Annotated in this window: 24 protein-coding genes; 13 read left to right on the top strand and 11 right to left on the bottom strand. The window is 34.7% G+C overall.

All coding sequences use genetic code 11. The annotated features are described in order from the left end of the window. Nucleotides 1-33 precede the first annotated feature (33 nt). The 3 genes from EKL96_RS04105 to EKL96_RS04115 all read right to left on the bottom strand — a co-directional run bounded on the left by EKL96_RS04105 (nucleotide 34) and on the right by EKL96_RS04115 (nucleotide 2,368). Nucleotides 34-654, bottom strand: a complete 621-nt coding sequence (locus EKL96_RS04105; RefSeq protein WP_199736762.1) for a hypothetical protein — start codon at nucleotides 652-654, stop codon at nucleotides 34-36. 511 nt (nucleotides 655-1,165) lie between these two features. Then, nucleotides 1,166-1,264, bottom strand: a complete 99-nt coding sequence (locus tag EKL96_RS14620; RefSeq protein WP_317125130.1) for a dodecin domain-containing protein — start codon at nucleotides 1,262-1,264, stop codon at nucleotides 1,166-1,168. 204 nt (nucleotides 1,265-1,468) lie between these two features. Next, a complete protein-coding gene (locus tag EKL96_RS04115; RefSeq protein WP_126458528.1) occupies nucleotides 1,469-2,368 on the bottom strand; it encodes a NifU family protein in 900 nt (299 codons plus the stop codon). A gap of 168 nt (nucleotides 2,369-2,536) precedes the next feature. Between EKL96_RS04115 and EKL96_RS04120 the strand changes: the two genes are divergently transcribed. Further along, nucleotides 2,537-3,535 carry a type IX secretion system membrane protein PorP/SprF gene (locus EKL96_RS04120; protein ID WP_126458531.1) on the top strand — a complete coding sequence of 333 codons (999 nt, stop codon included), beginning with the start codon at nucleotides 2,537-2,539 and terminating at the stop codon, nucleotides 3,533-3,535. Between the two features lie 11 nt (nucleotides 3,536-3,546). Further along, nucleotides 3,547-4,062, top strand: coding sequence for a gamma carbonic anhydrase family protein (locus tag EKL96_RS04125; RefSeq protein ID WP_126458534.1), 516 nt, complete (start codon nucleotides 3,547-3,549; stop codon nucleotides 4,060-4,062). A 12-nt stretch (nucleotides 4,063-4,074) separates the two neighbouring features. On the opposite strand, the gene murI is transcribed toward EKL96_RS04125, so the two are convergent. The 8 genes from murI to EKL96_RS04165 form a co-directional block, all read right to left on the bottom strand. Continuing rightward, nucleotides 4,075-4,854, bottom strand: coding sequence for a glutamate racemase (gene murI, locus EKL96_RS04130; RefSeq protein WP_126458537.1), 780 nt, complete (start codon nucleotides 4,852-4,854; stop codon nucleotides 4,075-4,077). A 111-nt stretch (nucleotides 4,855-4,965) separates the two neighbouring features. Next, a complete protein-coding gene (locus EKL96_RS04135) occupies nucleotides 4,966-5,466 on the bottom strand; it encodes an OmpH family outer membrane protein (RefSeq protein ID WP_126458540.1) in 501 nt (166 codons plus the stop codon). 21 nt (nucleotides 5,467-5,487) lie between these two features. Next, on the bottom strand, nucleotides 5,488-6,510 hold the full coding sequence (locus tag EKL96_RS04140; RefSeq protein ID WP_126458543.1) for an OmpH family outer membrane protein: 1,023 nt from the start codon (nucleotides 6,508-6,510) through the stop codon (nucleotides 5,488-5,490). A gap of 37 nt (nucleotides 6,511-6,547) precedes the next feature. Beyond that, on the bottom strand, nucleotides 6,548-9,277 hold the full coding sequence (locus EKL96_RS04145) for an outer membrane protein assembly factor (protein WP_126458546.1): 2,730 nt from the start codon (nucleotides 9,275-9,277) through the stop codon (nucleotides 6,548-6,550). Next, entirely contained in the window at nucleotides 9,210-9,950 is a 741-nt protein-coding gene (locus EKL96_RS04150) for an isoprenyl transferase (RefSeq protein WP_126458549.1), read from the bottom strand. Before EKL96_RS04150 ends, EKL96_RS04145 begins: the two co-directional genes overlap by 68 nt. 4 nt (nucleotides 9,951-9,954) lie before the next feature. Then, nucleotides 9,955-10,629: a DUF6089 family protein gene (locus EKL96_RS04155; RefSeq protein ID WP_126458552.1), complete on the bottom strand. Its 675-nt coding sequence runs from the start codon at nucleotides 10,627-10,629 to the stop codon at nucleotides 9,955-9,957. A gap of 167 nt (nucleotides 10,630-10,796) precedes the next feature. After that, complete coding sequence (locus tag EKL96_RS04160) at nucleotides 10,797-11,681, bottom strand: NAD kinase (protein WP_126458555.1); 885 nt, start codon at nucleotides 11,679-11,681, stop codon at nucleotides 10,797-10,799. 78 nt (nucleotides 11,682-11,759) lie between these two features. Then, nucleotides 11,760-12,419, bottom strand: coding sequence for a CBS domain-containing protein (locus tag EKL96_RS04165; protein WP_126458559.1), 660 nt, complete (start codon nucleotides 12,417-12,419; stop codon nucleotides 11,760-11,762). 113 nt (nucleotides 12,420-12,532) lie between these two features. On the opposite strand from EKL96_RS04165, the gene EKL96_RS04170 reads away from it, so the two are divergent. The 11 genes from EKL96_RS04170 to EKL96_RS04220 all read left to right on the top strand — a co-directional run bounded on the left by EKL96_RS04170 (nucleotide 12,533) and on the right by EKL96_RS04220 (nucleotide 22,122). Further along, the gene (locus EKL96_RS04170; protein ID WP_126458562.1) at nucleotides 12,533-13,246 is read left to right on the top strand and encodes a pyridoxine 5'-phosphate synthase; all 714 of its coding nucleotides are present in this window, start codon (nucleotides 12,533-12,535) and stop codon (nucleotides 13,244-13,246) included. 106 nt (nucleotides 13,247-13,352) lie between these two features. Continuing rightward, nucleotides 13,353-14,111, top strand: coding sequence for an alpha/beta fold hydrolase (locus EKL96_RS04175; protein ID WP_126458565.1), 759 nt, complete (start codon nucleotides 13,353-13,355; stop codon nucleotides 14,109-14,111). Nucleotides 14,112-14,165: 54 nt separating this feature from the next. Further along, a complete protein-coding gene (locus tag EKL96_RS04180; protein WP_126458568.1) occupies nucleotides 14,166-14,510 on the top strand; it encodes a phage holin family protein in 345 nt (114 codons plus the stop codon). Between the two features lie 610 nt (nucleotides 14,511-15,120). Continuing rightward, nucleotides 15,121-15,996, top strand: a complete 876-nt coding sequence (locus EKL96_RS04185) for a DUF3347 domain-containing protein (RefSeq protein ID WP_126458571.1) — start codon at nucleotides 15,121-15,123, stop codon at nucleotides 15,994-15,996. Between the two features lie 19 nt (nucleotides 15,997-16,015). Continuing rightward, complete coding sequence (locus EKL96_RS04190) at nucleotides 16,016-16,486, top strand: TlpA family protein disulfide reductase (RefSeq protein WP_126458574.1); 471 nt, start codon at nucleotides 16,016-16,018, stop codon at nucleotides 16,484-16,486. Nucleotides 16,487-16,492: 6 nt separating this feature from the next. Continuing rightward, the gene (locus tag EKL96_RS04195; protein ID WP_126458577.1) at nucleotides 16,493-17,020 is read left to right on the top strand and encodes a heavy-metal-associated domain-containing protein; all 528 of its coding nucleotides are present in this window, start codon (nucleotides 16,493-16,495) and stop codon (nucleotides 17,018-17,020) included. After that, nucleotides 16,989-17,831 carry a hypothetical protein gene (locus tag EKL96_RS04200; protein WP_233579257.1) on the top strand — a complete coding sequence of 281 codons (843 nt, stop codon included), beginning with the start codon at nucleotides 16,989-16,991 and terminating at the stop codon, nucleotides 17,829-17,831. Before EKL96_RS04195 ends, EKL96_RS04200 begins: the two co-directional genes overlap by 32 nt. Before the next feature lie 78 nt (nucleotides 17,832-17,909). After that, a complete protein-coding gene (locus EKL96_RS04205; protein ID WP_126458583.1) occupies nucleotides 17,910-18,638 on the top strand; it encodes a DUF3347 domain-containing protein in 729 nt (242 codons plus the stop codon). Nucleotides 18,639-18,640: 2 nt separating this feature from the next. Continuing rightward, on the top strand, nucleotides 18,641-19,201 hold the full coding sequence (locus EKL96_RS04210; protein ID WP_126458586.1) for a helix-turn-helix domain-containing protein: 561 nt from the start codon (nucleotides 18,641-18,643) through the stop codon (nucleotides 19,199-19,201). Between the two features lie 106 nt (nucleotides 19,202-19,307). After that, a complete protein-coding gene (locus EKL96_RS04215; protein ID WP_126458589.1) occupies nucleotides 19,308-19,529 on the top strand; it encodes a hypothetical protein in 222 nt (73 codons plus the stop codon). Nucleotides 19,530-19,587: 58 nt separating this feature from the next. After that, nucleotides 19,588-22,122, top strand: coding sequence for a heavy metal translocating P-type ATPase (locus tag EKL96_RS04220; protein WP_126458592.1), 2,535 nt, complete (start codon nucleotides 19,588-19,590; stop codon nucleotides 22,120-22,122).

Here is a 22,122-nt window from a genome sequence, read left to right on the forward strand (position 1 = left end):
AGGTTAAGTTTGAAAGACAAAAATACGAATAAATTAATCGGCATCTTCTTCTTCTATTTTATTTATGGTTTCTTTTTTGCTCTGTTTTAGTTCTTCATCGCCATCATGTGCAAGGGAACTTGCCTTTTCTTTTAGAGTGTCAACAACTTCAGAAGCGGTTGTTTTTGCATCACTGGCTAAGTCTTCTGCTTTGTCAGCAGTTTCGCTTGCTTTTTCTTTTAGGGTATCAATAACTTCAGATACGCTTGTTTTTTCCTCAATGGCCATATCTGATGCTTTGTCAGCAGTTGCATCAGTTTTTTCTTTTATACTATTTACTAAATCCCCAAGAGCTTCTCCGGTTTTGGCTGAATACTCGCTTAATACTTCTCTAGTATTGCTGGCAAAGTGTTCTGCTTTTTCTATAATTGGCGCTGCCGTTTCTTTTGCTTTTTCAAAAGTATCTTCAGCAAAAACCCCTGCTTTTTCAAGATAAGGTGTTGCGCTTTCTTTTGTTTTTTCAAATGTTTCTGCTACGAAATTCTCTGCTTTTTCTAAGTAAGGTGCCGCTGTTTTTTTGGCGTGATCAAAACTAGTTTCTGCTTTGTTCGCTAATTCATTAGTCGTTTCTTTGGCTGAGCCAAATAATTTTTTAAAAAATGATGCTAGTCCCATGGTATTTCTATTTGATTGGTCTTACAATAGTAGTGATTTTTTTCTATGATTACTTTATTAAATCATTAATAATTTGTTGATAATCAGTATTTGGCATTGAACAGGTATAGTTTTGACTCAAGGATGACAGCTTTTCTTGGTTTGAGATGCGTGCCTGTAAAAAAGATAATTTGATAGTTTTGTATTCCTGTTATTGCTGCAGTAGTGCCGTACAGGTTGGTTGTTAATGGCTGGGAAATTAGCGGTGTTTATAATGTTGGGTTTGTCTTTTTCTAGGATTGGTGCCAATGATTTTGAAATCAGAGTTTTCGGTTTACTGGATTTTTGGGGTGTTGTAATAAATAGGGACTGGTTTCAAAATGGAATTTATTCATGGAAATTTTTTTAGCCCCGGTAGAAGTGGAAATCCTTTTTCTTTTTTCTTTAAAAAGAAAAAGATTGTAACGGATAACGGGAAATTGCTCCTAAAAAAAAGCGCTTCTGATGAAACGCTTTGATTTTTTTAGCTACTCTATTCGTGTTCGAAAGTTAATTTTAGATTTATTCTAAATTCTGTTATAACACCATTACTGATGGTTACGCTTTGGTCATGGACATAGACGGACCGCATGTGTTTTACAGATTTTCAGGCTTTGGCTATTCTTTTCGAGCTCCATCTTGCCAACTTGTTTCAGAACTGCAAAGAATTTCAATTACTTTTAATATTGACCTGATTTCTAGGTATTAAGTTAAAGATTAAAATGTATTTTCAATTTAAAATACATTTTTTTAACGTAACTATATTTAAATCAATGTTTTGAATTATTTTTCCTTTTTATGCATTTATTGCCTCTACTTTGATGCTTTCGTCATTTAACATGCTTTTTAACATGTTTTCTATCCCGCTTTTTAAAGTAAATGTAGAAGAAGGACATCCGCTACAAGCACCTTGTAAAATCACTTTTACAGTTTTGTCGGCTTCATTATAGGAATCGAAGGCTATATTTCCACCATCAGCTTGTACTGCGGGTTTTACATATTCTTCTAATATATTAATGATTTGTTGCGAAGTGACATCCAGGGTGTCAAATTCTTTTACTTTTATTTTTTCTTCTGCAGTTACCGTGGCAATATAATTTTCATCTAAAACAGTTCCGCCATTTTCTATGTATTGCTTGATGAAACTTCTTAGTTCTAAGGTAATTTCTTGCCATTCATTGACTTCGTATTTAGTTACGGAGATGTAATTTTCATCAATAAAAATTTCTTTTACGTAAGGGAATTTGAACAGTTCTTTTGCCAATGGAGAAGCGCCAGTTTGATCGATATTTTTGAATTCAATAGCGTTTTTAGTGAGTATTTTGCTAACTACAAATTTCAAAGCTGACGGATTAGGAGTTGTTTCGCCATACACGGTCACCGGTTGTTTTTTAGACTTATTTTCTTCTATAGTAATGATTGATCCGCCATCATTTACAAATTTTTCTATTTGTTGCGCCACAGCATCTTTGACATCATCCCATTCAACAATATTATATTTTTCAACGGCAATAAAATTCCCGGAGATATAAATTGTTTTTACGAAAGGCAGGTAAAATAATTGTTGTGCTAAAGGGGATGTTTTTGCCTCGTCTATATTTTTGAATTCAAAACTTTCATTTTGAGTGATGAAATCGTTAAATTCAAATTTTAATATCGTTGGATTTTGGGTCTCTTTTATGGTAACTTTGTTCATCAGTTTTGAATTTTTTACAAATTTACTAAAGTTATTTTCTACGAATACCTATATTTGATTTTTTAATGAATAAATTAACTTTAATTTACGTGTTTGATTCGGCTTTTGCTTTTTTTTAATAATTTATATTGTTTTTTGATCGCATCCGTTTTACTAAAAAGTATTTGAATGTATAATAAGATTAGATTTCTAGCCATTATTTTTTTGATATCTCATTATTCCTTTTCTCAGGAAGGAATACCGGTGTACTCAGATTATCTGTCAGACAATTATTACTTGATACATCCTTCTATGGCCGGAGCGGCAAATTGTTCTAAAATTAGGTTAACCGGTCGTAAGCAATGGTTCGATCAGAAGGACGCGCCTGAATTACAAACACTTAGTTTTAATGGTAAAGTAGGTGAAAAAGCAGGAGCGGGTTTTATACTTTTTAATGATAAAAACGGGTATCATTCTCAAAAAGGAATAAAATTGACGTATGCGTATCACCTTATGTTTTCTAGAGATGAAATTGATTTAAATCAATTGTCTTTCGGGATTAGTGGTGGATTGATACAAAGTCAATTAGATGAAACCGCTTTTTTGCAGTCAGGGGATTTTGATCCAATAATTGACGGAACCGTGGTGCAAAAAGATTCTTATTTTAACGTGGACTTTGGAATATCCTATAATTTTTTAGATTTTTACGCGCATGCGACAGTAAAAAACGCAATTGAAACGAGAAGAAATATTTACACGGAATATGAAAGTGATAACTTAAGGAAGTTTTTATTCAGTGCAGGGTATGTTTTTGGTAATTCAGATCAAATTTTATGGGAGCCTTCTGTTTTATTCCAATTGGTGGATCAAACAAAAGAGAAATCAATTGACCTTAATTTGAAAGCATATAAAAATTTAGATTTTGGTAGAGTTTGGGGTGGATTGTCCTATCGAAGAAGTTTTGATGGTGCAGAATATCTTGATGGCAATACAATTTCCAAACAAAAACTGCAATACATAACACCAATTGTGGGTGTGAATTTTGATCAATTTATGGTCGCTTATACGTATTCTCAATTGTCTGGAGCGGTTAAATTTGATAATGGTGGGTACCACCAAATTACCCTTGGGATTGATTTGTTTTGTAAACCTGTAAAATACGATTGCAATTGTCCGGCAATTAACTAATTTATCTTATCATGCTAATAAAATCTGTCAACGGTAAATCACCTTCTATTCCGAAGGATTGTTATGTTGCTGAAAATGCCACTATTATTGGGGATGTTACTTTTGGAACCAACTGTAGTGTATGGTTTAATGCTGTTATCAGAGGCGATGTTAATTGTATTAAAATTGGAAACAAAGTCAATATTCAAGATGGAGCTATTATTCATTGTACGTACAAAAAACATCCTACACTCATAGGAAATAATGTTTCTATTGGACATAATGCAATCGTGCATGGTTGTGAGGTTCACGACAATGTATTGATTGGAATGGGGGCGATAGTAATGGACAATTGTGTTATCGAAAGTAATTCTATTGTAGCTGCCGGTGCTGTTGTTACTCAGAACACTGTTGTAGGCTCAGGGACAATCTGGGCAGGAGTTCCCGCTAGAAAAGTTAAGGATATAGATCAGTCCGATTTTGCAGGAGAAATTGAACGCATTTCGAATAATTATGTTATGTATTCCAGTTGGTTCAAGGAGGAGTAATATTCAGCCGTTTTAGAAATTTTCCTGTTCTACCGTATACTTGTTTTCTAAAATTTCAGTCAATACTTTTGGATTGGTGTTGGTATAAAAAATAGGTTCGTTGTTTTGTGATGATGCGAAACCTATATTTTCCCGCAATATGTTTTGAGTTTGTTTGGCAACTGCTTCACCGGAATCTATAATGTGAATGTGTTTGGGAAGGATTTTTTTTATTTGAGGAATCAGATACGGATAGTGACTGCAACCTAATACTAAATAATCAATATTGGCATTAATCATAGGAATCAGGTAGGCTTGAAGTAATGTGGTCATTTCGGGCGAGTTGATCTCTCCATTTTCAATTAATTGCACTAATCCATGTCCCACCTGCTCAATTATTTTAGTGTCTTGGTACTTTTCAGTGGTTTTATTGAAAAGTTCACTGTTTAGCGTGCCTTGTGTAGCCAGAATTCCTATTATTTGTGTTTTTGAATGAGTGACTGCTGGTTTTATCGCAGGTTCTATTCCTATGAAAGGAACATTATATTTAGATCTTAATTCTTGAATGGCATTAGTTGTTGCCGTATTGCAGGCAACTACAATTAATTTACATTTCATATCAAGCAGGAATTCGGTATTTTTCATGCTTAATGCAACAATTTCCTCTTTTGTTTTTTGTCCGTAAGGTGCATTCCTGCTATCGGCAAGGTATATGGTTTTTTCGTTTGGAAGTAGTTTGTGAATTGCTTTCCAGATGGAGGTGCCACCTATTCCTGAGTCAAAAATCCCTATAGGTTGATCGTTGTTGTTCATAGAAACAAAGTTACGCGCTGAAATTTTAATTTCCTAGAATATTTGTTAAACAAAAAAAACTGCTCTGTCCTAATATAAGGTGAGCAGTTTTTTTGAATTTTGTTCTTTTTTTTAGAAACCTAAATCTTTTTTTACATCCATAGTCAAGTTTGGACCATCAGCAAGTAAAAGAGTTGAACCGTCTAAAACATATTGATATCCTTTTGCTTTACCCACTTTTTGGATCGAAGCTCTTACTTTTTCCATTAATGGTTTTACGATATCAGATTCTTTTTGTTGCAATTCTTTTTGAGCATTGTCTCTGTAGTCAACAATTCTTTTTTGCATGTCCTGAACTTCTTTAGAACGTTCTGTGTTTATAACTTCAGTAACTGTTGCTGCTTCTGCTTCGTACTTTTTTAATTTAGCTTGGTATTCTTCAACCATTTTTTTGTAATCAGCATCATACGTAGTACTCAATTTGTCTAATTGTTTTTGAGCATCTAACATTGCAGGCATTTTTGTCATAATTTCACTTACATCTACATGTGCTGTTTTTGTTTGTGCAGTAATTGTTTGATTTGCTCCTAAAATAACAAGGGCAGCAATTAATAGGGTTTTGATTTGTTTCATCGTTTTTAAAGTATTTAGTAATTAATTATTGTTTGTATTTTCTTTTATTTTTTCCTCTTTTGCTTTTTTGAGAGCTTCTCTGTCTTCCAGTATTTTTTTTCTTCTTTCTTCTAAAGCTTTCCTGCGATCTTCAATGACTTTTTTACGATCTTCCAATGTTTTAGTTCTGGCATCAGCTTGTTTTTGTTTGGCTAATTCAACAGTTTCTTTAGCATTTTCTTTTTTTAAGTCACTTACTGATGGTGCTGTAACGGTGTCAATTGTTTTGACATTTGCAGAAACCGTGCCAATTTTTTTAGCTTCTCTGTCAGCTATTATTTGTTTTCGCTTGTCGTTAAATTCTTTTTTTCTTTGTTCTTGAAGTAATTTTCGGTCTTCAAGCAATTTGTCTCGGGCTATTTTTTTATCGTTCAGGATTTTTTGTCTATCGGCTAAGGTAGGATTTTCATCTAACGCATCTTCCTTGCTTTCTCTGGCTTCTTCTTCCTGAAGTTGTTTTTTTGTCAGTTGTTCTCTTTTTTCTGTACGGTTCAATACACGTAAAACTTGCTCACTGATATCAAATCTTTTTGCTGCAAACAGCATGGTAAGATCAGAGGCTTTATCAAAGATGAAATCATATTTTTTTGCTTCAGCAATATCCTGAACGGCGGTAAAAATTTGATCCTGTATTGGTTTTACCAAAATAGATTTTTGTAGGATCAAATCGCCATTGGGTCCAAATCTTTTTTGTTGATAGTCTAAATTTTCATTTTCGAGGAAACTAATTTCTGTTTCTCTTTCGCTAATGAGTTCTTTGGTTAATAGTGCTTTTTCGGCTTTTAACGCATCTTTCAATTTATTGATTTCAATTTTTTTAGTTTCAATTTCTAGTTTCCATTTTTGGGCTTTTTGCTCTAATTGAACTTTTGCTTCGGTATAATTTGGAACATTCTGTAAAATGTATTCCATATCAATATAGCCCAGTTTGGTTCCTCTAGTTTGCGCTTTCGTAGTCTGCGCAACTGCTAAAATTAAAAAAAGATATAAAAATTGTTTTCTCATAAATAGTAACGTACTAGAAAAATTTTAAATCAATTTTTTAGAATTGTTGTCCAATAATAAAGTGAGTTTCCCATCCGTTTGGTTCTGCTTGTCCGGGCAGAGCGTCAAAACCATGGCCAAAATCAATTCCCAATAAACCAAATGCGGGCATGAATACACGCAATCCAACTCCTGCGGAACGATTTAAGGCAAAAGGGTTATAGCTCTTGAAATCACTAAATGACGAACCTGCTTCCATGAATGCCAAAGCATAAATTGATGCGGATGATTTTAATGTTATTGGATAGCGTAACTCCATTGAAAATTTGTTAAAAACCGTAGCTCCAATTTGATCTCCTGTGCTATTTACGGGTGTCAATGAATTATTAGGATACCCTCTTAACTGAATGGTTTCTCTACCATCCATAGAAAAGTTAGCCAGTCCGTCACCCCCAAGATAAAATCGTTCAAACGGAACTGAACCTCTGTCTTGATTGTATGCTCCAAGAAATCCAAATTCAGTCAACGTTCTAAGGACTAATTTTCCGTAAATCTTAGTATACCAGTCCGCTTTAAACTTTATTTTATAATATTCCAACCATTTAAATCGCTCTTGATCTACTTTACTAATGTTTGTTGCCGCCAGGTTAAAATCGGTCACTTTGTTTCCGTTGGTGTCAATATAATCTCCAATTTGAACAATATTCCCATTTCCATCAGGCACATTTTGTCGGTCTACAGTGTTTTTTAATTTGTATTCTTCTTTATCGCCTAGTGTGGCATAATCTATTCCATTCAACAATGAATAGGGTGGTGTAAATTTAGCGGTTAAACTAAATTCAGAACCGTACGTTGGAAATATAGGATTGAATCCTTTATTAGTATGCGTTAGTCCTATAGTATACGCTAAATTTCTGGAAGACCCGTTTCCAAAAGTAAATAATCCAGTGTTGTAATTATTTAAATCATAATGTTGGTAACTTACGGATTGAGATAAATACGTGTTATCATCCGGCACTGTTAATCTTTTTGACAAGCCAACGGACAATGTAATGATATTAAAACTCTTACTTTTATCGGCTCTTTGTGTTATAAAATTATTCAAAAATTGTTTGCTGTATGACAATGAGGTACTAAAAGATACGGGTTTTTTACCTCCAAACCAAGGCTCGGAAAACGAGACGCTATACGTTTGAAAAAAGGTGCTGGCCTGTAAACGTAACGATACTTTTTGACCATCTCCCATAGGAAGCGGTTTGTAGGCTTCTTTATTGAGTAAGTTTCTGGCTGAAAAGTTATTAAAAGAAAGTCCTAATGTTCCAATGAAACCACCACCACCGTAACCACCTTGAAGTTCGATTTGGCTGGATCCTTTCTCCACCAGATTGTATTCAATGTCTACAGTTCCTGCTCCTGAATCTACATTCTTGAATTTTGGATCGATGGCTTCCGGATCAAAAAATCCTAATTGGCCAATCTCTCTAATGGTTCGTACTAACTCTTCTTTGCTATATTTCTCTCCTGGTTTGGTTCTTAATTCCCGGTAAATTACACGGTCATTGGTCTTGTCATTTCCTACTACTGTAATTTTATTGAAGTATGCAATTGGTCCTTCAGTAACTCTGATTTCAAAGTCAATGGTGTCATTTGCGGTTCTTACCTCTACAGCATTGATATTAGAAAATAAATAACCGCTGTTTTGGTATAAATTCGTGATGTCCTCTCCGTCAGGTTTTGATTTGTCTGCAATTCTTTTCTCCAGAAGTACTCCGTTGTAGGTTTCCCCTTTTTTGACACCTAAAATTCTGTTTAGATATTGATCCGGATAAACGGTATTTCCTAAAAATTTAATGTTTCCAAAAAAGTATTTATTTCCTTCCTCGACATTTATTTTAATCATTAAGGCTTTTTTGTCTTTGTCATAGGTAACAGAATCCGAAAGTATTCTGGCATCTCTATAGCCTTTCTCTTTGTAAGAAGCGATTACGTTTTCTAAATCCGATTTGTATTTTTCTTTTATAAATTTAGAGCCTTTTAAAACACGCAGGAAGTTTTTTTGTTTGGTATCCTTCATTGCTTTACGCAATACTTTATCGGATATTTTTGTGTTTCCTACAAAATCAATTTTTTGTATTTTTACTTTATTTCCTTTGTCTACATTGATAACCATGTTGACTTGGTTTATCGTAGCTGTGTCTTTGGCAGTATTTATGTTTACTTTGGTGTTGTAATACCCATCTTTTTTATACTTGTTCTCGATGTAGTTTTTTGTAGTGGTAATTAAATTTTCATTGACTACTTTCCCTTTGTTAAGGCTGTTGTCTTTAATTAAAGCTTCCGTTTTTGATTTTTTTACACCTACAAATTTTACACCACTCAATTTAGGTAATTCCACGATATTCAAATCAAGATAGATGCTGTCATTTTCTATTCTATTGATATAAAATGAAATTTCATCGAACAAGCCCAGTTTTCCTAGTTTTTTTATGGCGCTGCTTATTTGTTCACCAGGAATAGTTATCGATTGTCCTTTTTGCAGACCAGCAAAAGTAACTACAGTTTGAGTGTTGAAAGTGATATCGCCAACAACTGTTACATCTCCTAAGATGTATTTTTTTCCTTGATCAAAAGGAACTCTTTCTTGTGCTTTAACTTGTGTAAAACTTCCTAAAATTAAAACGGTGAGGGCTATTCTGATGCTTTTATTTAACACTAAATAATTATTTAATTTGTTCACTTGTTTTTCCAAATCTACGTTCTCTTTTTTGATAACTAATGATAGCCTCATATAAATCTTGTTCTTTAAAGTCTGGCCATAATACATCAGTAAAATATAATTCTGCATAGGCAATTTGCCATAACAAAAAGTTACTTATTCTATGCTCTCCACTAGTTCGTATTAATAAATCTACATCAGGTAAATTTTGCGTGTAAAGATGCTCATTAATAATGGAATCGTCAATAGTGTCTATTGAAATTATATTATTTTTAACTTTACTGCAAATGTTTTTTACAGCAGTGACAATTTCCTCCCTGGAACCGTAGCTTAACGCTAGGGTTAGTGTCATTTGCGTGTTGTCTTTTGTCTTACTAATAACGTCGAGGAGCTCTTTTTGTGCAGATTTTGGTAATTTTTCTAAATTACCAATAGCATTCAGTTTTATATTGTTTTCCTGTAAGGTTTTTAATTCCTTTTTTAAGGAGTTGATGAGTACCTTCATTAAGGTTTCTACTTCCAGTTTGGGCCTGTTCCAGTTTTCGGTAGAAAAAGCATAGAGTGTTAGAAAATCAATCCCTAGTTTAGCACTGGCTTCAATTATTTTTTTTACTGATTTTGTCCCGCTTTCATGACCTAAAGCTCGTAAGAGTCCTTTTTGTTTTGCCCAACGGCCATTACCATCCATTATGATAGCCAAATGGTTTGGTAGGTTCGTTGCATCTATAGTGTCTAGTAAATTCATTTTTTTATTCTGCACAATAACAGGGTTTGTTTCCAAAGGTATACGTTAGCGTAACGCCTGTGAAGACATACCAATCATTATTATTTATATTTCCAAAATTCCCATTATAACTTCCTTCTATATCATCGGTCAGCGTATACCGTGCTCCGGTTTCTAATCCCAATATTAAACTGGGAGATAGCGTTGACTTGATTCCTAAAATCATCGGGATCGCTATTGATTTTCTTCTTTCTGATCTGCCTTCTGCTGTTGTACCTGCTTGCGTGTCTGTCAATTTGTACCTGCTCAGGAAATAACTGATTCCTGAAAACACATAAGGTGTAATTTTAGTTCGAGAGTCGTGAAGATTAAAGTCAAAAAAGTTGAATTCAAGTCCTAAAGAGACTTCTTTTAGATTGTTTTCAAAACGATATCCTCTTTGGTTTCTTGCTGCTTCTTTTGAATCTGAATCATCTGAATTTATGTTTGACTGCATGTATGAAAATCGGTAAGCATGTCTTGGACTTTTATTCCATTTGTATAAAACCCCAAAAGCAGGTTCGTTTGGCGCAAGGTAAGTCGTAGGACCAACATCGCCTACAAAGTTACTTCCACCTGCAAAAACACCAATTTCGTGGATCTGAGCATGGGTGTTCGTAAATGGGAGTAAGCAAAACAATAAATAGAAAATCTTGTTCATTCAATCAAAAATTGCGTGCAAATATAATAATAATCAATACGATTCAATACCCATTCAGTTAAATGTGTGTTTTTTTGATTAATTGACAAGTAAATTGCGCAAAGTGAGTATTTTATTTATTCAAACGAAAAAAAAACATAGAATCGTATATTATTTATTAAAATGATTTAGTTACGCTTATCTTGTCCCCAAAGTAATTTGCTTCGAAGGGTTTTTAAAAAAGTTTCTTCGGGTATTTCTACCATATTGATTTGAAAGGGGGTTTTTTTTAAGGTCAGTATGGATTCGTTCTTTACCGAGGTAACTCTGGAGTCTAAGGACACTAAATAATTTTCCTCTCTTCCGGAAACTTTTAGTCTAATTTCTGTTTCATCCGGAACAACAAGAGGCCTGGCCGTTAGGTTGTGGGGAGCAATTGGGGTGATGACGATGCTTTTTACATCAGGTGTCAAGATTGGACCGCCACAACTCAAAGAATACCCCGTAGATCCTGTTGGTGTTGATATAATTAACCCATCGGCCCAATATGAATTTAAAAATTCGTTATTCAAGTACGTGTCTATCGTAATCATCGATGTAGTGTCTTTTCTACTGACCGTAATTTCATTCATGGCAAAAGCCATTTTTTGGATGGATTCATTTGGTGGCGTGCAGGTTACGCTCAGTAATGTTCTTTTTGAGATGGTGTATTTTTTGTCAATGACAAATTGCATGAATGTTGCGATATTCTCTTTTTGGACGGTTGCAAGGAAACCTAGTCTTCCCGCATTTATTCCTAAAATAGGAACTCCGGAATCCCGCACTAAAGTGGCTGCTCTTAAAATAGTTCCGTCTCCTCCAATGCTGATGAGCATATCAAAACTAGAATCAAGTTCAGTGTGGGATGTGAAGGTTTTGTATTTTTTTTCTACAATTTTCCTTTCGTTGAGCATCAGCAAAAAATGAGACTCAATAATCATCTCTACATTATTTTTGTTAAAAAAAACAAAGATGTCGTTTATAATAGGTTCGGTACTGTTTTGATAATATTGGCCGTAGATCGCTACTTTCATCTTTTTGTGTAATCGTTTAATGTTGATATGTTTGTTTTAGTATTTAATCGATTAAACAAATAATCGGTTAAACGAGCACTATATATTAAGGTACTTGTCTAAATAATCAGAGCGTTCCTTCAAATTATTGATGTAATTGTCTTCTTGATGCTCGGATATAATTTCATAATCATATCTTCTGAAAGTCTGTATTATTTCATTGATAGCGCCTAACGTTATTTTTAAGGTAACTTCAACGCTCTCAACATCTAATTCGGAGACGAATACACCTAAAAGTTTGCCATTGTTGCTTTCGACTATTTGGGTAATTTGACTCATAGAATAATCTAAAGCGGCTTTCTTGACAACGATAACGCCGCCGGGTTCCTTTAAAAAAGGAGTTTCATGAAAAAACTTCATGATGTCTTCTATTTGATAATAACCCACGTAGGTGTTGTTTTCGTCTAAAATCGGAACTAAATTAGTCTGATTTTTTGCAAAAACTTCCAGCACATCAAGCCATATTGTATTAGTTCTTGTGAAAAACCCTTCCAGTGAATAGCGAAAATCAGATACTTTTTTAGTGCTGTCAAAAGTTTCTAGATCTTCGCGGGCAATACTGCCCAGATACACCCCTTCTTCGATTATTGGGAAATGTGAAAAGTGGACGTCATTGAAGAATTCTTGAACAACCGCAATAGTATCTTGGTTGTTAATCGCTTTAAAATCATTGGTTATATAGTCTGTAATTCCGATCATAAATTAGGCAAAAATATTTCATGCAAAATAATCAAAAATAAGCAAAAACTCCTAAGTTTTACTTTGTATTTTTGCTTCAAGAAATAGTACTGGTTTAATCAAAAAGGGTTCCAATGACAAAATTAAGTGTAAACATCAATAAAATAGCTACTTTACGTAATGCTCGTGGAGGAAATGTTCCTGATTTATTAAAAGTAGCTGCCGACATTCAAAAGTTCGGAGCGCAAGGAATTACCATACATCCCCGTCCGGATGAGCGCCACATTCGCTATCAGGATGCACGGGATTTAAAAACGACTGTTTATACGGAATATAATATAGAAGGAAATCCAGAAAAAACCTTTATCGACCTTGTTCTGGAAATAAAACCGACTCAGGTAACTCTAGTTCCGGATGCTGTAGATGCCATAACATCTAATGCTGGTTGGGATACCATAAAACACGCTTCTTATTTGACTGAAATTGTTCAGGAGTTTCAACGGAACGGAATTAGAACGTCCATTTTTGTAGATCCTGTTCTCGAAATGATTGAAGGTGCAAAAAAAATTGGAACCGAAAGAATTGAATTGTATACCGAAGCATTCGCACACCAATACAGTTTAGGAAATCAAAACGGAATTGTGCCATACACACACGCTGCCATCCTAGCCAATGCGCTTGGATTAGGGATCAATGCAGGTCATGATTTGAGTTTGGATAACATTCAATTTTTTAAACAAAATATCCCGGGATTACTCGAAGTTTCTATTGGTCATGCACTGATTTCCGAAGCTATTTATCTGGGATTAGACAATGTGGTGAATATGTATTTGCAAAAATTAAAATAGTTTTTTTTAACCATTAAGAAATTATGATGGATTAAGTTTTAAGCTTAATAGCTTTACTTTCTTAATGGTTTTTAATTTAAATCATAACGTTAAAATCTAAAATTATATGCTTTTTTCAAAAATAGAAGGATCAGGACAGCCACTTTTAATTCTTCACGGATTTCTGGGGATGTCCGATAACTGGAAAACATTAGGAACACAATTTGCAACTCATTTTCAGGTACATCTGCTGGACTTACGCAATCACGGGAGAAGCCTGCACTCAGAGAATTTTACTTACGAAATCATGGTTCAGGATGTAGTCGCCTATTGCCAATTTCATAAATTAGAAAAAATTAATGTCATTGGGCATTCCATGGGCGGGAAAATAGCCATGCTTCTGGCAACGTTGCATCCTGAATTAGTTAATAAGTTAATTGTTGCGGACATAGGACCAAAATTTTATCCGCAGCATCATCAGGATATTTTGGCGGGATTGAATGCGGTTGATTTTTCAAAAAAACCAAGTCGAAGTGATGTCGAAGAAATCATGGAGAAGTTTGTTCCTGATTTTGGAACCAGACAATTCTTGATGAAGAATTTGTTTTGGCAAGAGCCCGGGCAACTTGCCTTTCGATTTAATTTGGCAGTTTTCAATACAAAAATGGATGAAATAGGAATTCCGTTGCCTAAGAATTCCGTTTTCGAGAAACCAGCCTTGTTCATTCGAGGCGGAAAATCAAATTATATTTTAGACAGCGATTTTGAAATTATAAAACAGCATTTCCCGGATTCAAATATTGAAACGATTCCTAATGTAGGGCATTGGCTTCATGCCGAAAATCCAGCTGAGTTCTATCAAAAAGTCACTTCTTTTTTAAAATAAAGGAGATGGTTTCTAATTTTCACTACATTTATTAAAATTTAAAAAGATAAACTTATGAATTTACTCATCAAAATTCTTATTACCTCTGGTTTAGTATTGCTTATTGCGAACTTTATGCCGGGTGTGCGTGTAGATGGATTCGCCACGGCTTTGATTGTGGCAATTGTTCTTGGATTACTTAATATATTTATCAAGCCAATATTAGTGATACTAACTTTGCCGGTAACGATACTAACTTTAGGTTTGTTTTTATTGGTTATTAATGCACTGATGATTTTGTTGTGTACAAAAATTGTGGACGGTTTTCGCGTAGATACGTTTTGGACTGCCTTGTTTTTTAGTATTATATTATCCGTATCGCAGTCTATAATGAATGGAATTCTAGGCGAGGGAAAATAATAGGCTATTTTTAACACGTATTTATGACGTAATGCATTTGAAATTAAGAATCAATCAATATCTTTGTACTTTATTTGAACGATACTATGTCTAAAAATTTTTACATATTGTTACTAGTTACGCTTGGGTTCTTTATGACTCCAAGCGTAGCTATTGCGTGTGGAATAAAAGCAGAAAAATCGTGTTGCAAAAAAGAATTCTCTTCAAAAACGGAGCAAAAAGACTGTTGTAATAAAGAAAAAAAATCAAATAAAGGGTTGCATGATGGTTGTAACGGTGCTTGCAAGAGTATTTCTTGTGGCAGTACAGCAATTCATTTGGGTTTAACATCCATATTTAACACGGAATTAAACAAGCAAATTTTTAGTTTTTCTACTGAAAAACAAAATTATTATTACTCGGAAATCTTTATCTCATCCCATTTCCGTTCTATTTGGCTTCCACCTAAAATAAGCTAAATTTCTTTTTTGACAGCCAAAAAACTGTCTTGTTCAAAGCAGTATATGCTTTAAAAACCAATAAACGTAGTCAATTACAATTCAAAAAACAGAGCAAAATAAGCTGTTGTTTTCAATGTTTTGCGACTAATTCACTTCAAAATAATATCAAAATGAATTCAATAAAAAAAATATTGATGGCAACTACTCTGTTGCTTTCAATCACAATCAGCCATGCGCAAATTAAAAATGCTACAACAGAAACGGTAAAAATATATGGCAACTGTGAGATGTGTAAAAGCACCATAGAAACTACAGGTAACCTGAAAAAAGCAGCGAAAGTCGAGTGGAATAAAGACACCAAAATGGCAACACTCACGTATGACTCGACTAAAACAAGTCAAGACGAAATCCTGAAACGCATTGCTTTAGCAGGGTATGACAGTGATAAGTTTCTTGCTCCAGATGCTGTTTATGACAAACTACATGGCTGTTGCCAATATGAAAGAGAAGCAAAAGTAGCCGTTTCTCCAGCAACGAAAATGGAAACCGTCACTACAGAAAATCATGCAGGCCACGCCAATCACCCAGATAATGCAGTTCCAAAACAACAAGTAGATACTACATTAAAAGCTGTTTTTGATAGCTATTTTCTTTTAAAAGATGCTTTAGTGAAAACAGACGGAAACAGTACTTCCTTGAAAGCGAAGGATTTATTAATGGCAATCAATTCCGTGAAGATGGAAACACTAAAATCGGAAGAACATATTGTTTGGATGAAAGTTTTGAATGACTTAAAAGAACATTCTGAGCATATTGGTGATACAAAAGATATTTCTCATCAGAGAGATCATTTCATGGATTTATCAAAATCGATGTATGAATTGATAAAAGTGGCTAAATACGAGACTCCGGTTTATCTCCAGTTTTGTCCTATGGCAAATGGCGGTAAAGGAGCCAACTGGTTGAGCAAAGAAAATGACGTTAAGAATCCGTATTACGGTTCGCAAATGATGACTTGTGGAAAAACGGTAGAGACGCTTCAATAATTATTTAAAGGAAAATAAAATGAAAAAAATAATTCTGGTAGTAAGTGTAATAATCAGTTTTTCAACGGCTAATGCCCAGATGAAAATTGGAGATAATTTACCTGATTTTGAACTTAAAAATAATAAAGAGGCCACTGTAAGTTTGGCTTCTGTAAAAGGGAAAACCGTCTTAATTGACTTTTGGGCTTCTTGGTGCGCACCGTGTAGAATGGCCAATAAAAAGCTGGTGCCTTTTTACAATCAGTATAAAACAGAAAATTTCGAAATTATAGGGATATCCCTGGATACGGATCAAGCGAAATGGATAAGTGCCATTCAAAAAGACAAATTAGAATATGAGCAGTTGATTGATCCCAAAGGGTTTGATGCGCCATCGGCTATAGTCTTTGGCGTAGAGCAGTTGCCTAGTGCCTATCTTTTTGATGCAACAGGGAAACTGGTTGCTGTAAATCCAACAGAAGAACAAATTTTAATGCAAATAAAAAAATAAAATAAGATGAAAAATATAAATATAAAATTCATTGGTATTGCTTGTTTGATTTTGATGGCAAGCATGAAGTCCTATTCTCAAATTTCAAAAGCAGACATAATTGCAACGGGTTTAACGTGTTCCATGTGTTCGAATGCAATTAACAAACAGCTAAAGGCCATGACTGAAGTAGACAGCGTCAGTACAGATCTAAATACGAATACGTTTACCGTTTATTTGAAGGAAAATAATTCAATAAGTCCAAAAACTTTAAAAACGAGTGTCGAAAAAGCTGGTTTTTTTGTGGGCTCCATGGTGTTGACAATGGCTTTCGATAATTTGAAAATAGAAGACAACCTAGCATTGAAAAAGGGTGAACACACCTTTATATTTGTTGATGTGAAAGCAAAGACAATGAACGGGGAAACAAAGTTAAAAGTGGTTGATAAAGGTTTTGTTACTCAAAAAGAGTATAAAAAAACATTTAAAACATTGTCGAAATACCCTAGTTATCTGGTCGAAAATGAAAATAATTTTCACCTTAAAACAATTTAATATGAGTTATTTACGCTTTGCTGTCCTATTCCTGATATCGGCTCAAATGCAAGCCCAGGAATTATTTGTTGTTACGGACCCTGCCAGTAATATCCCTGCAAATTCATTGAGTGTAAGACTGTCACAATCCCTTTTTGAGGAGCAATTTAGTGAAGAGTACAACTATCATTTGATGCCGGAAGTAACCTATGGTTTGAATAAAAATTTGATGGTTAGGGCTACCGCATTTGTCAGTAATAGAAACAGTCAATTGGTTACAGAAGGAGGCGGTTTTTATGCTAAATACCGGTTTTTCTCGACAGATGATTTAAACAGTCATTTTCGTTTGGCTGCTTTTGGAAGGTATAGTTTTAATAACGCAGATATTCATCAGGATCAAATTGAAATAATGGGGCACAATACGGGTTTTGAGACCGGATTAGTAGCCACGAAACTGATAAAAAAAGTAGCAATTAGTTCGTCGGTAAGTTTTGAAAAGGCATTTGATAATAAACCAAATTATCCTTTTCCAAGTGAATTAGGCAATAACGCCACGAATTATACCTTGTCTTTTGGCAAACTGATGTATCCCAAAAAATACACCAGTTTTAAACAAACAAATATTAACCTGATGGTTGAATTTGTTGGGCAAACGATCAATGAAAATGGAAAATCGTATCTTGATGTGGTTCCGGCAATACAATTTATTTTCAATAGTCAAGCCCGTTTGGATTTGGCTTACCGGAGAGAAATTATGAGTTCTATGATGCGTACAGCACCCAATGGAATTTATTTAAATTTAGAATATAATTTTTTTAATATCATAAAATAAATAGATAAAGCTTAGATTTATAACAATGAATAATTGATTTTAAATAAATGTAAATTTGTAATTATAAAAAAAAATACAATGAAAAAAATAATGTTTTTGTCCTTAATAACGGTATTTATGACGGTTTCCTGTGACCAGAAAAACAAAGAAGCAGCAGCTACAAGTTCTGAAAAAACAGAAAAAGCTACGGAATTATATGCCTGTCCGATGCATCCGGAAGTTACTGGTGCATCCGGTGGAGAATGTTCAGAATGCGGGATGGAACTAACCGAGAAAGTGGTGCACACAATCCCTACTGAAAAAGAGCAAACGCCTGTTGAAACCAAGGTGAACTCTAGTGCTATGCTTAAAACGGAGAGTGCTGATAAAATGACTTTTCCAACCGATGCTATTGTATCTAATTATCTCAAAATTAAAAATGCATTAACCAAAGACGATTCAAAAGGAGCAGCCATCGCGGCAAAAGATTTGCATACTATATTGAATAGTTCCAGCGCAACTTCATTAGACACCAAATTAAAAAATAAATACAATGCTTTTGTGGCGGATGCCAAAGTAAATGTCAAACATATTGGGGATAATGCCGGTAAAATGGAGCATCAAAGAACGTATTTTTCGTTATTGAGCAAAGATGTTTTTGATTTGATAAAAGCCTTTGGAACCAAACAAACCGTATATCAGGATTACTGTCCCATGTATGGAGCAGGAAAAAACGGGTATTGGATCAGTGAAACCCAAGACGTGATTAATCCCTATTTTGGTGCGGAGATGCTAAATTGTGGCAGGAGAATAGGAACCGTTCAATAGCGATGAAATTCTATGTCAAAAATATGGTTTGTGGTCGCTGTATAATGGTTGTGAAATCCGAGCTCGAAAAACTTGGAATTTTTCCTGTTTCGGTGAAGTTAGGAGAAGTCGAAGTAGTAGAAAATTTCAAAGAAAATCAGAAGCGAGAGTTAGAAATAAAATTACAATCGTTCGGGTTTGAATTGTTAGAAGACAAAACAACGATACTGACAGAGAAAATTAAATGCCTAATTATTGATTTGGTACATCATCAAAATGAGGAATTAAAAATTAATTTATCACACTATTTATCAGAACAATTAGGGCAGGATTACAGTACTTTGAGTAATTTATTTTCAGAAATGCAAGGCATAACTATTGAGCATTATTTTATTGCTCAAAAAATTGAAAAGGTAAAGGAATTATTAATGTACAAAGAATTAACTTTAAGTGAAATTGCAAATAAGTTAAATTACAGCGATGTAGCGCATTTGAGCAATCAATTTAAAAAAATCACGGGCGTTACGCCAACTCATTTTAAACAGTTAAAAGAAAATAACAGATCGCAAATTGATGCGTTGTAAAACTTACAAATCATTTCCAAAATTCTACAACAAGTTAAAATAGAAGGTTATGTACCTTTGTTTAGTAGCAATGAATGTTTAGCTAAATATTTTAATAATAGAAAAAATGAAAACATTAATTATCGTACTAAGCGTATTCTTAGCAGTGAATTCCATAGCATCAGCTCAAGAAGTGGTGAAATCTTCCCAAAAGGAAACCCATAAAGCAATGTATTCTTGTTCAATGCACCCGAAAGAAATGAGTGATAAATCTGTAAAATATCCAAAATGTGGGATGCAGATGACTCCAAAAGCAAGTGATACAAAAGAAGAGAATCATCAACATTAAAGTTTTTTTAAATCGGTTCTATACTTTTATAGAACCGATTTTTTTTAAATTCAACATTATGAAACATACTTATACAGTCACTGGAATGTCTTGCGACGGTTGCCGTTCCAAAGTAGAAAAAACATTGAATGTTATTGATGGAATTCAAGCGAGAGTTACTTTGAATCCGCCAATAGCGACTATAACAATGGATCAACACATTTCCACAGTTCAATTACAAGAGGTTTTAACTGGCGCTGGAAACTACACCATAGAAATGAATACTGGTGTTGATTCTCATGGAATTACTGAAAAACCAATTGAGAAGTCATGTTGCAGTTCGAATAAACCACAAGAGAAATCAACCGTAATTTTACCCGCTACTGCGCAAGGCAAATACTATTGTCCGATGCATTGTGAGGGGGAAAAAGTCTATGATAAACCGGGAAGTTGCCCTGTGTGCGGAATGAATCTGGAAAAAGTTCCCGAATTGAGTGTTGCAAAAACAAGGTACACGTGTCCGATGCATCCCGAAGTAATCAAAGACGGTCCCGGTTCCTGTCCCATTTGCGGAATGGATTTAGTACCAATGGAACCCACCGCTTCTGAAGAAAACAAAGTGTACAATGACTTAGTCCGCAAAATGAAAATAGCGGTAGTTTTTACAGTTCCCATTTTTATTATTGCCATGTCAGATATGATTCCGAATAATCCAATAATGAAAATTATGGATTTAGAAAAATGGAATTGGGTACAATTATTATTTTCACTTCCTGTCGTTTTTTATGCGTGTTGGATGTTTTTTCAGCGTGCATGGAAATCTATAGTTACTTGGAATCTCAATATGTTTACGTTGATTGGAATTGGTTCTGGAGTCGCTTTTCTGTTTAGTTTGGTTGGATTGTTTTTTCCCGCTATTTTCCCGGATGAATTTAAAACGGATAACGGAGCGGTTCATCTTTATTTTGAGGCTACAACGGTGATATTAACTTTGGTTTTATTGGGGCAATTACTCGAAGCTAGAGCGCACAGTCAAACCAGTGGAGCGATAAAAGAATTATTGAAGTTAGCGCCAACCGAAGCTGTTTTGGTTAGCAATGAAGGGGATAAAGTGATTTCGATTCATGATATCAAAAAAGGAGATTTATTGCGGGTAAAACCGGGAGATAAAATTCCGGTGGATGGAAAAATTACCGATGGAGAAAGTACTGTTGATGAATCGATGATAACAGGTGAACCTATTCCCGTAGATAAAAAAACAGGCGATAGTATTAGCTCCGGAACCATTAACGGCAATAAATCCTTTGTGATGATTGCTGAAAAGGTAGGTTCGGAAACGGTGCTTTCGCAAATTATACAAATGGTCAACACTGCCAGTAGGTCTAAAGCACCAATCCAGAAACTAGCGGACAGAATCGCTAAATATTTTGTACCAATTGTAGTTGGGGTTTCCATAATCACTTTTTTTGTTTGGGCACAATTTGGTCCTGAACCCGCAATGGTGTATGGATTTATCAATGCGATTGCAGTATTAATTATTGCTTGTCCGTGTGCCTTGGGATTGGCCACGCCCATGTCCGTAATGGTTGGTGTTGGTAAAGGAGCGCAATCTGGAGTTTTGATAAAAAATGCCGAAGCGTTAGAGAATATGAATAAAGTAAATGTGCTGATTACCGATAAAACAGGAACCATTACGGAAGGAAAGCCTTCTGTTGAAAAAGTATTCTCTTTAAATAATGAAGAAGATTCTTTGTTGCAAAGTATTGCTTCTTTAAATCAGTATAGCGAACATCCTTTGGCGCAAGCCGTAGTCAATTTTGCGAAAGCGAAAGCAGTTTCATTAATCGAAGTCAAGGATTTTGAAGCGATTTCCGGCAAAGGAGTTATTGGAACCGTAGTCGATAAAAAAGTGGCACTCGGAAATAAAAAATTGATGGAGCAGGTAAATGCCACGATTTCCGAAGAATTAGAAAATAAAATTATCGCCGAACAGAAACTCGGAAAAACGGTTTCTTATATTTCAATTGACGGAATTGCGGTGGGATTTGTCTCGATTACAGATGCCATCAAAGCCACAAGCATCACAGCTATAAAAGAACTGATGCGTCAGGGAGTTGAGGTAATCATGCTTACCGGTGATAATCAAAATACTGCAAAAGCAGTGGCTCAGGAGTTGCATTTGAGTTCGTATAAAGCGGGTTGTTTGCCTGAAGACAAGCTCAAAGAAATTAAACGATTGCAAGCCGAAGGAAAAATTGTAGCCATGGCAGGTGATGGAATCAACGATGCGCCGGCTTTGGCACAAGCCGACATAGGAATTGCCATGGGAACAGGAACAGATGTGGCTATCGAAAGTGCCAAAATAACGTTAGTGAAAGGTGATTTGCAAGGAATAGTCAAAGCCAAAAACTTAAGTCATGCGGTGATGCGAAATATTAAGCAAAATTTATTCTTTGCCTTTTTCTACAATGTGCTTGGAATTCCAATTGCAGCGGGTGTTTTGTATCCGTTTTTTGGCGTGTTGCTTTCGCCAATGATTGCGGCTTTGGCCATGAGTTTCAGCTCTGTTTCAGTAATTACAAATGCGTTGCGATTGCGTAATTTAAAATTTTAA

This window comes from Flavobacterium sp. LS1R10, from assembly GCF_003968825.1.
Classification (GTDB): Bacteria; Bacteroidota; Bacteroidia; order Flavobacteriales; family Flavobacteriaceae; genus Flavobacterium.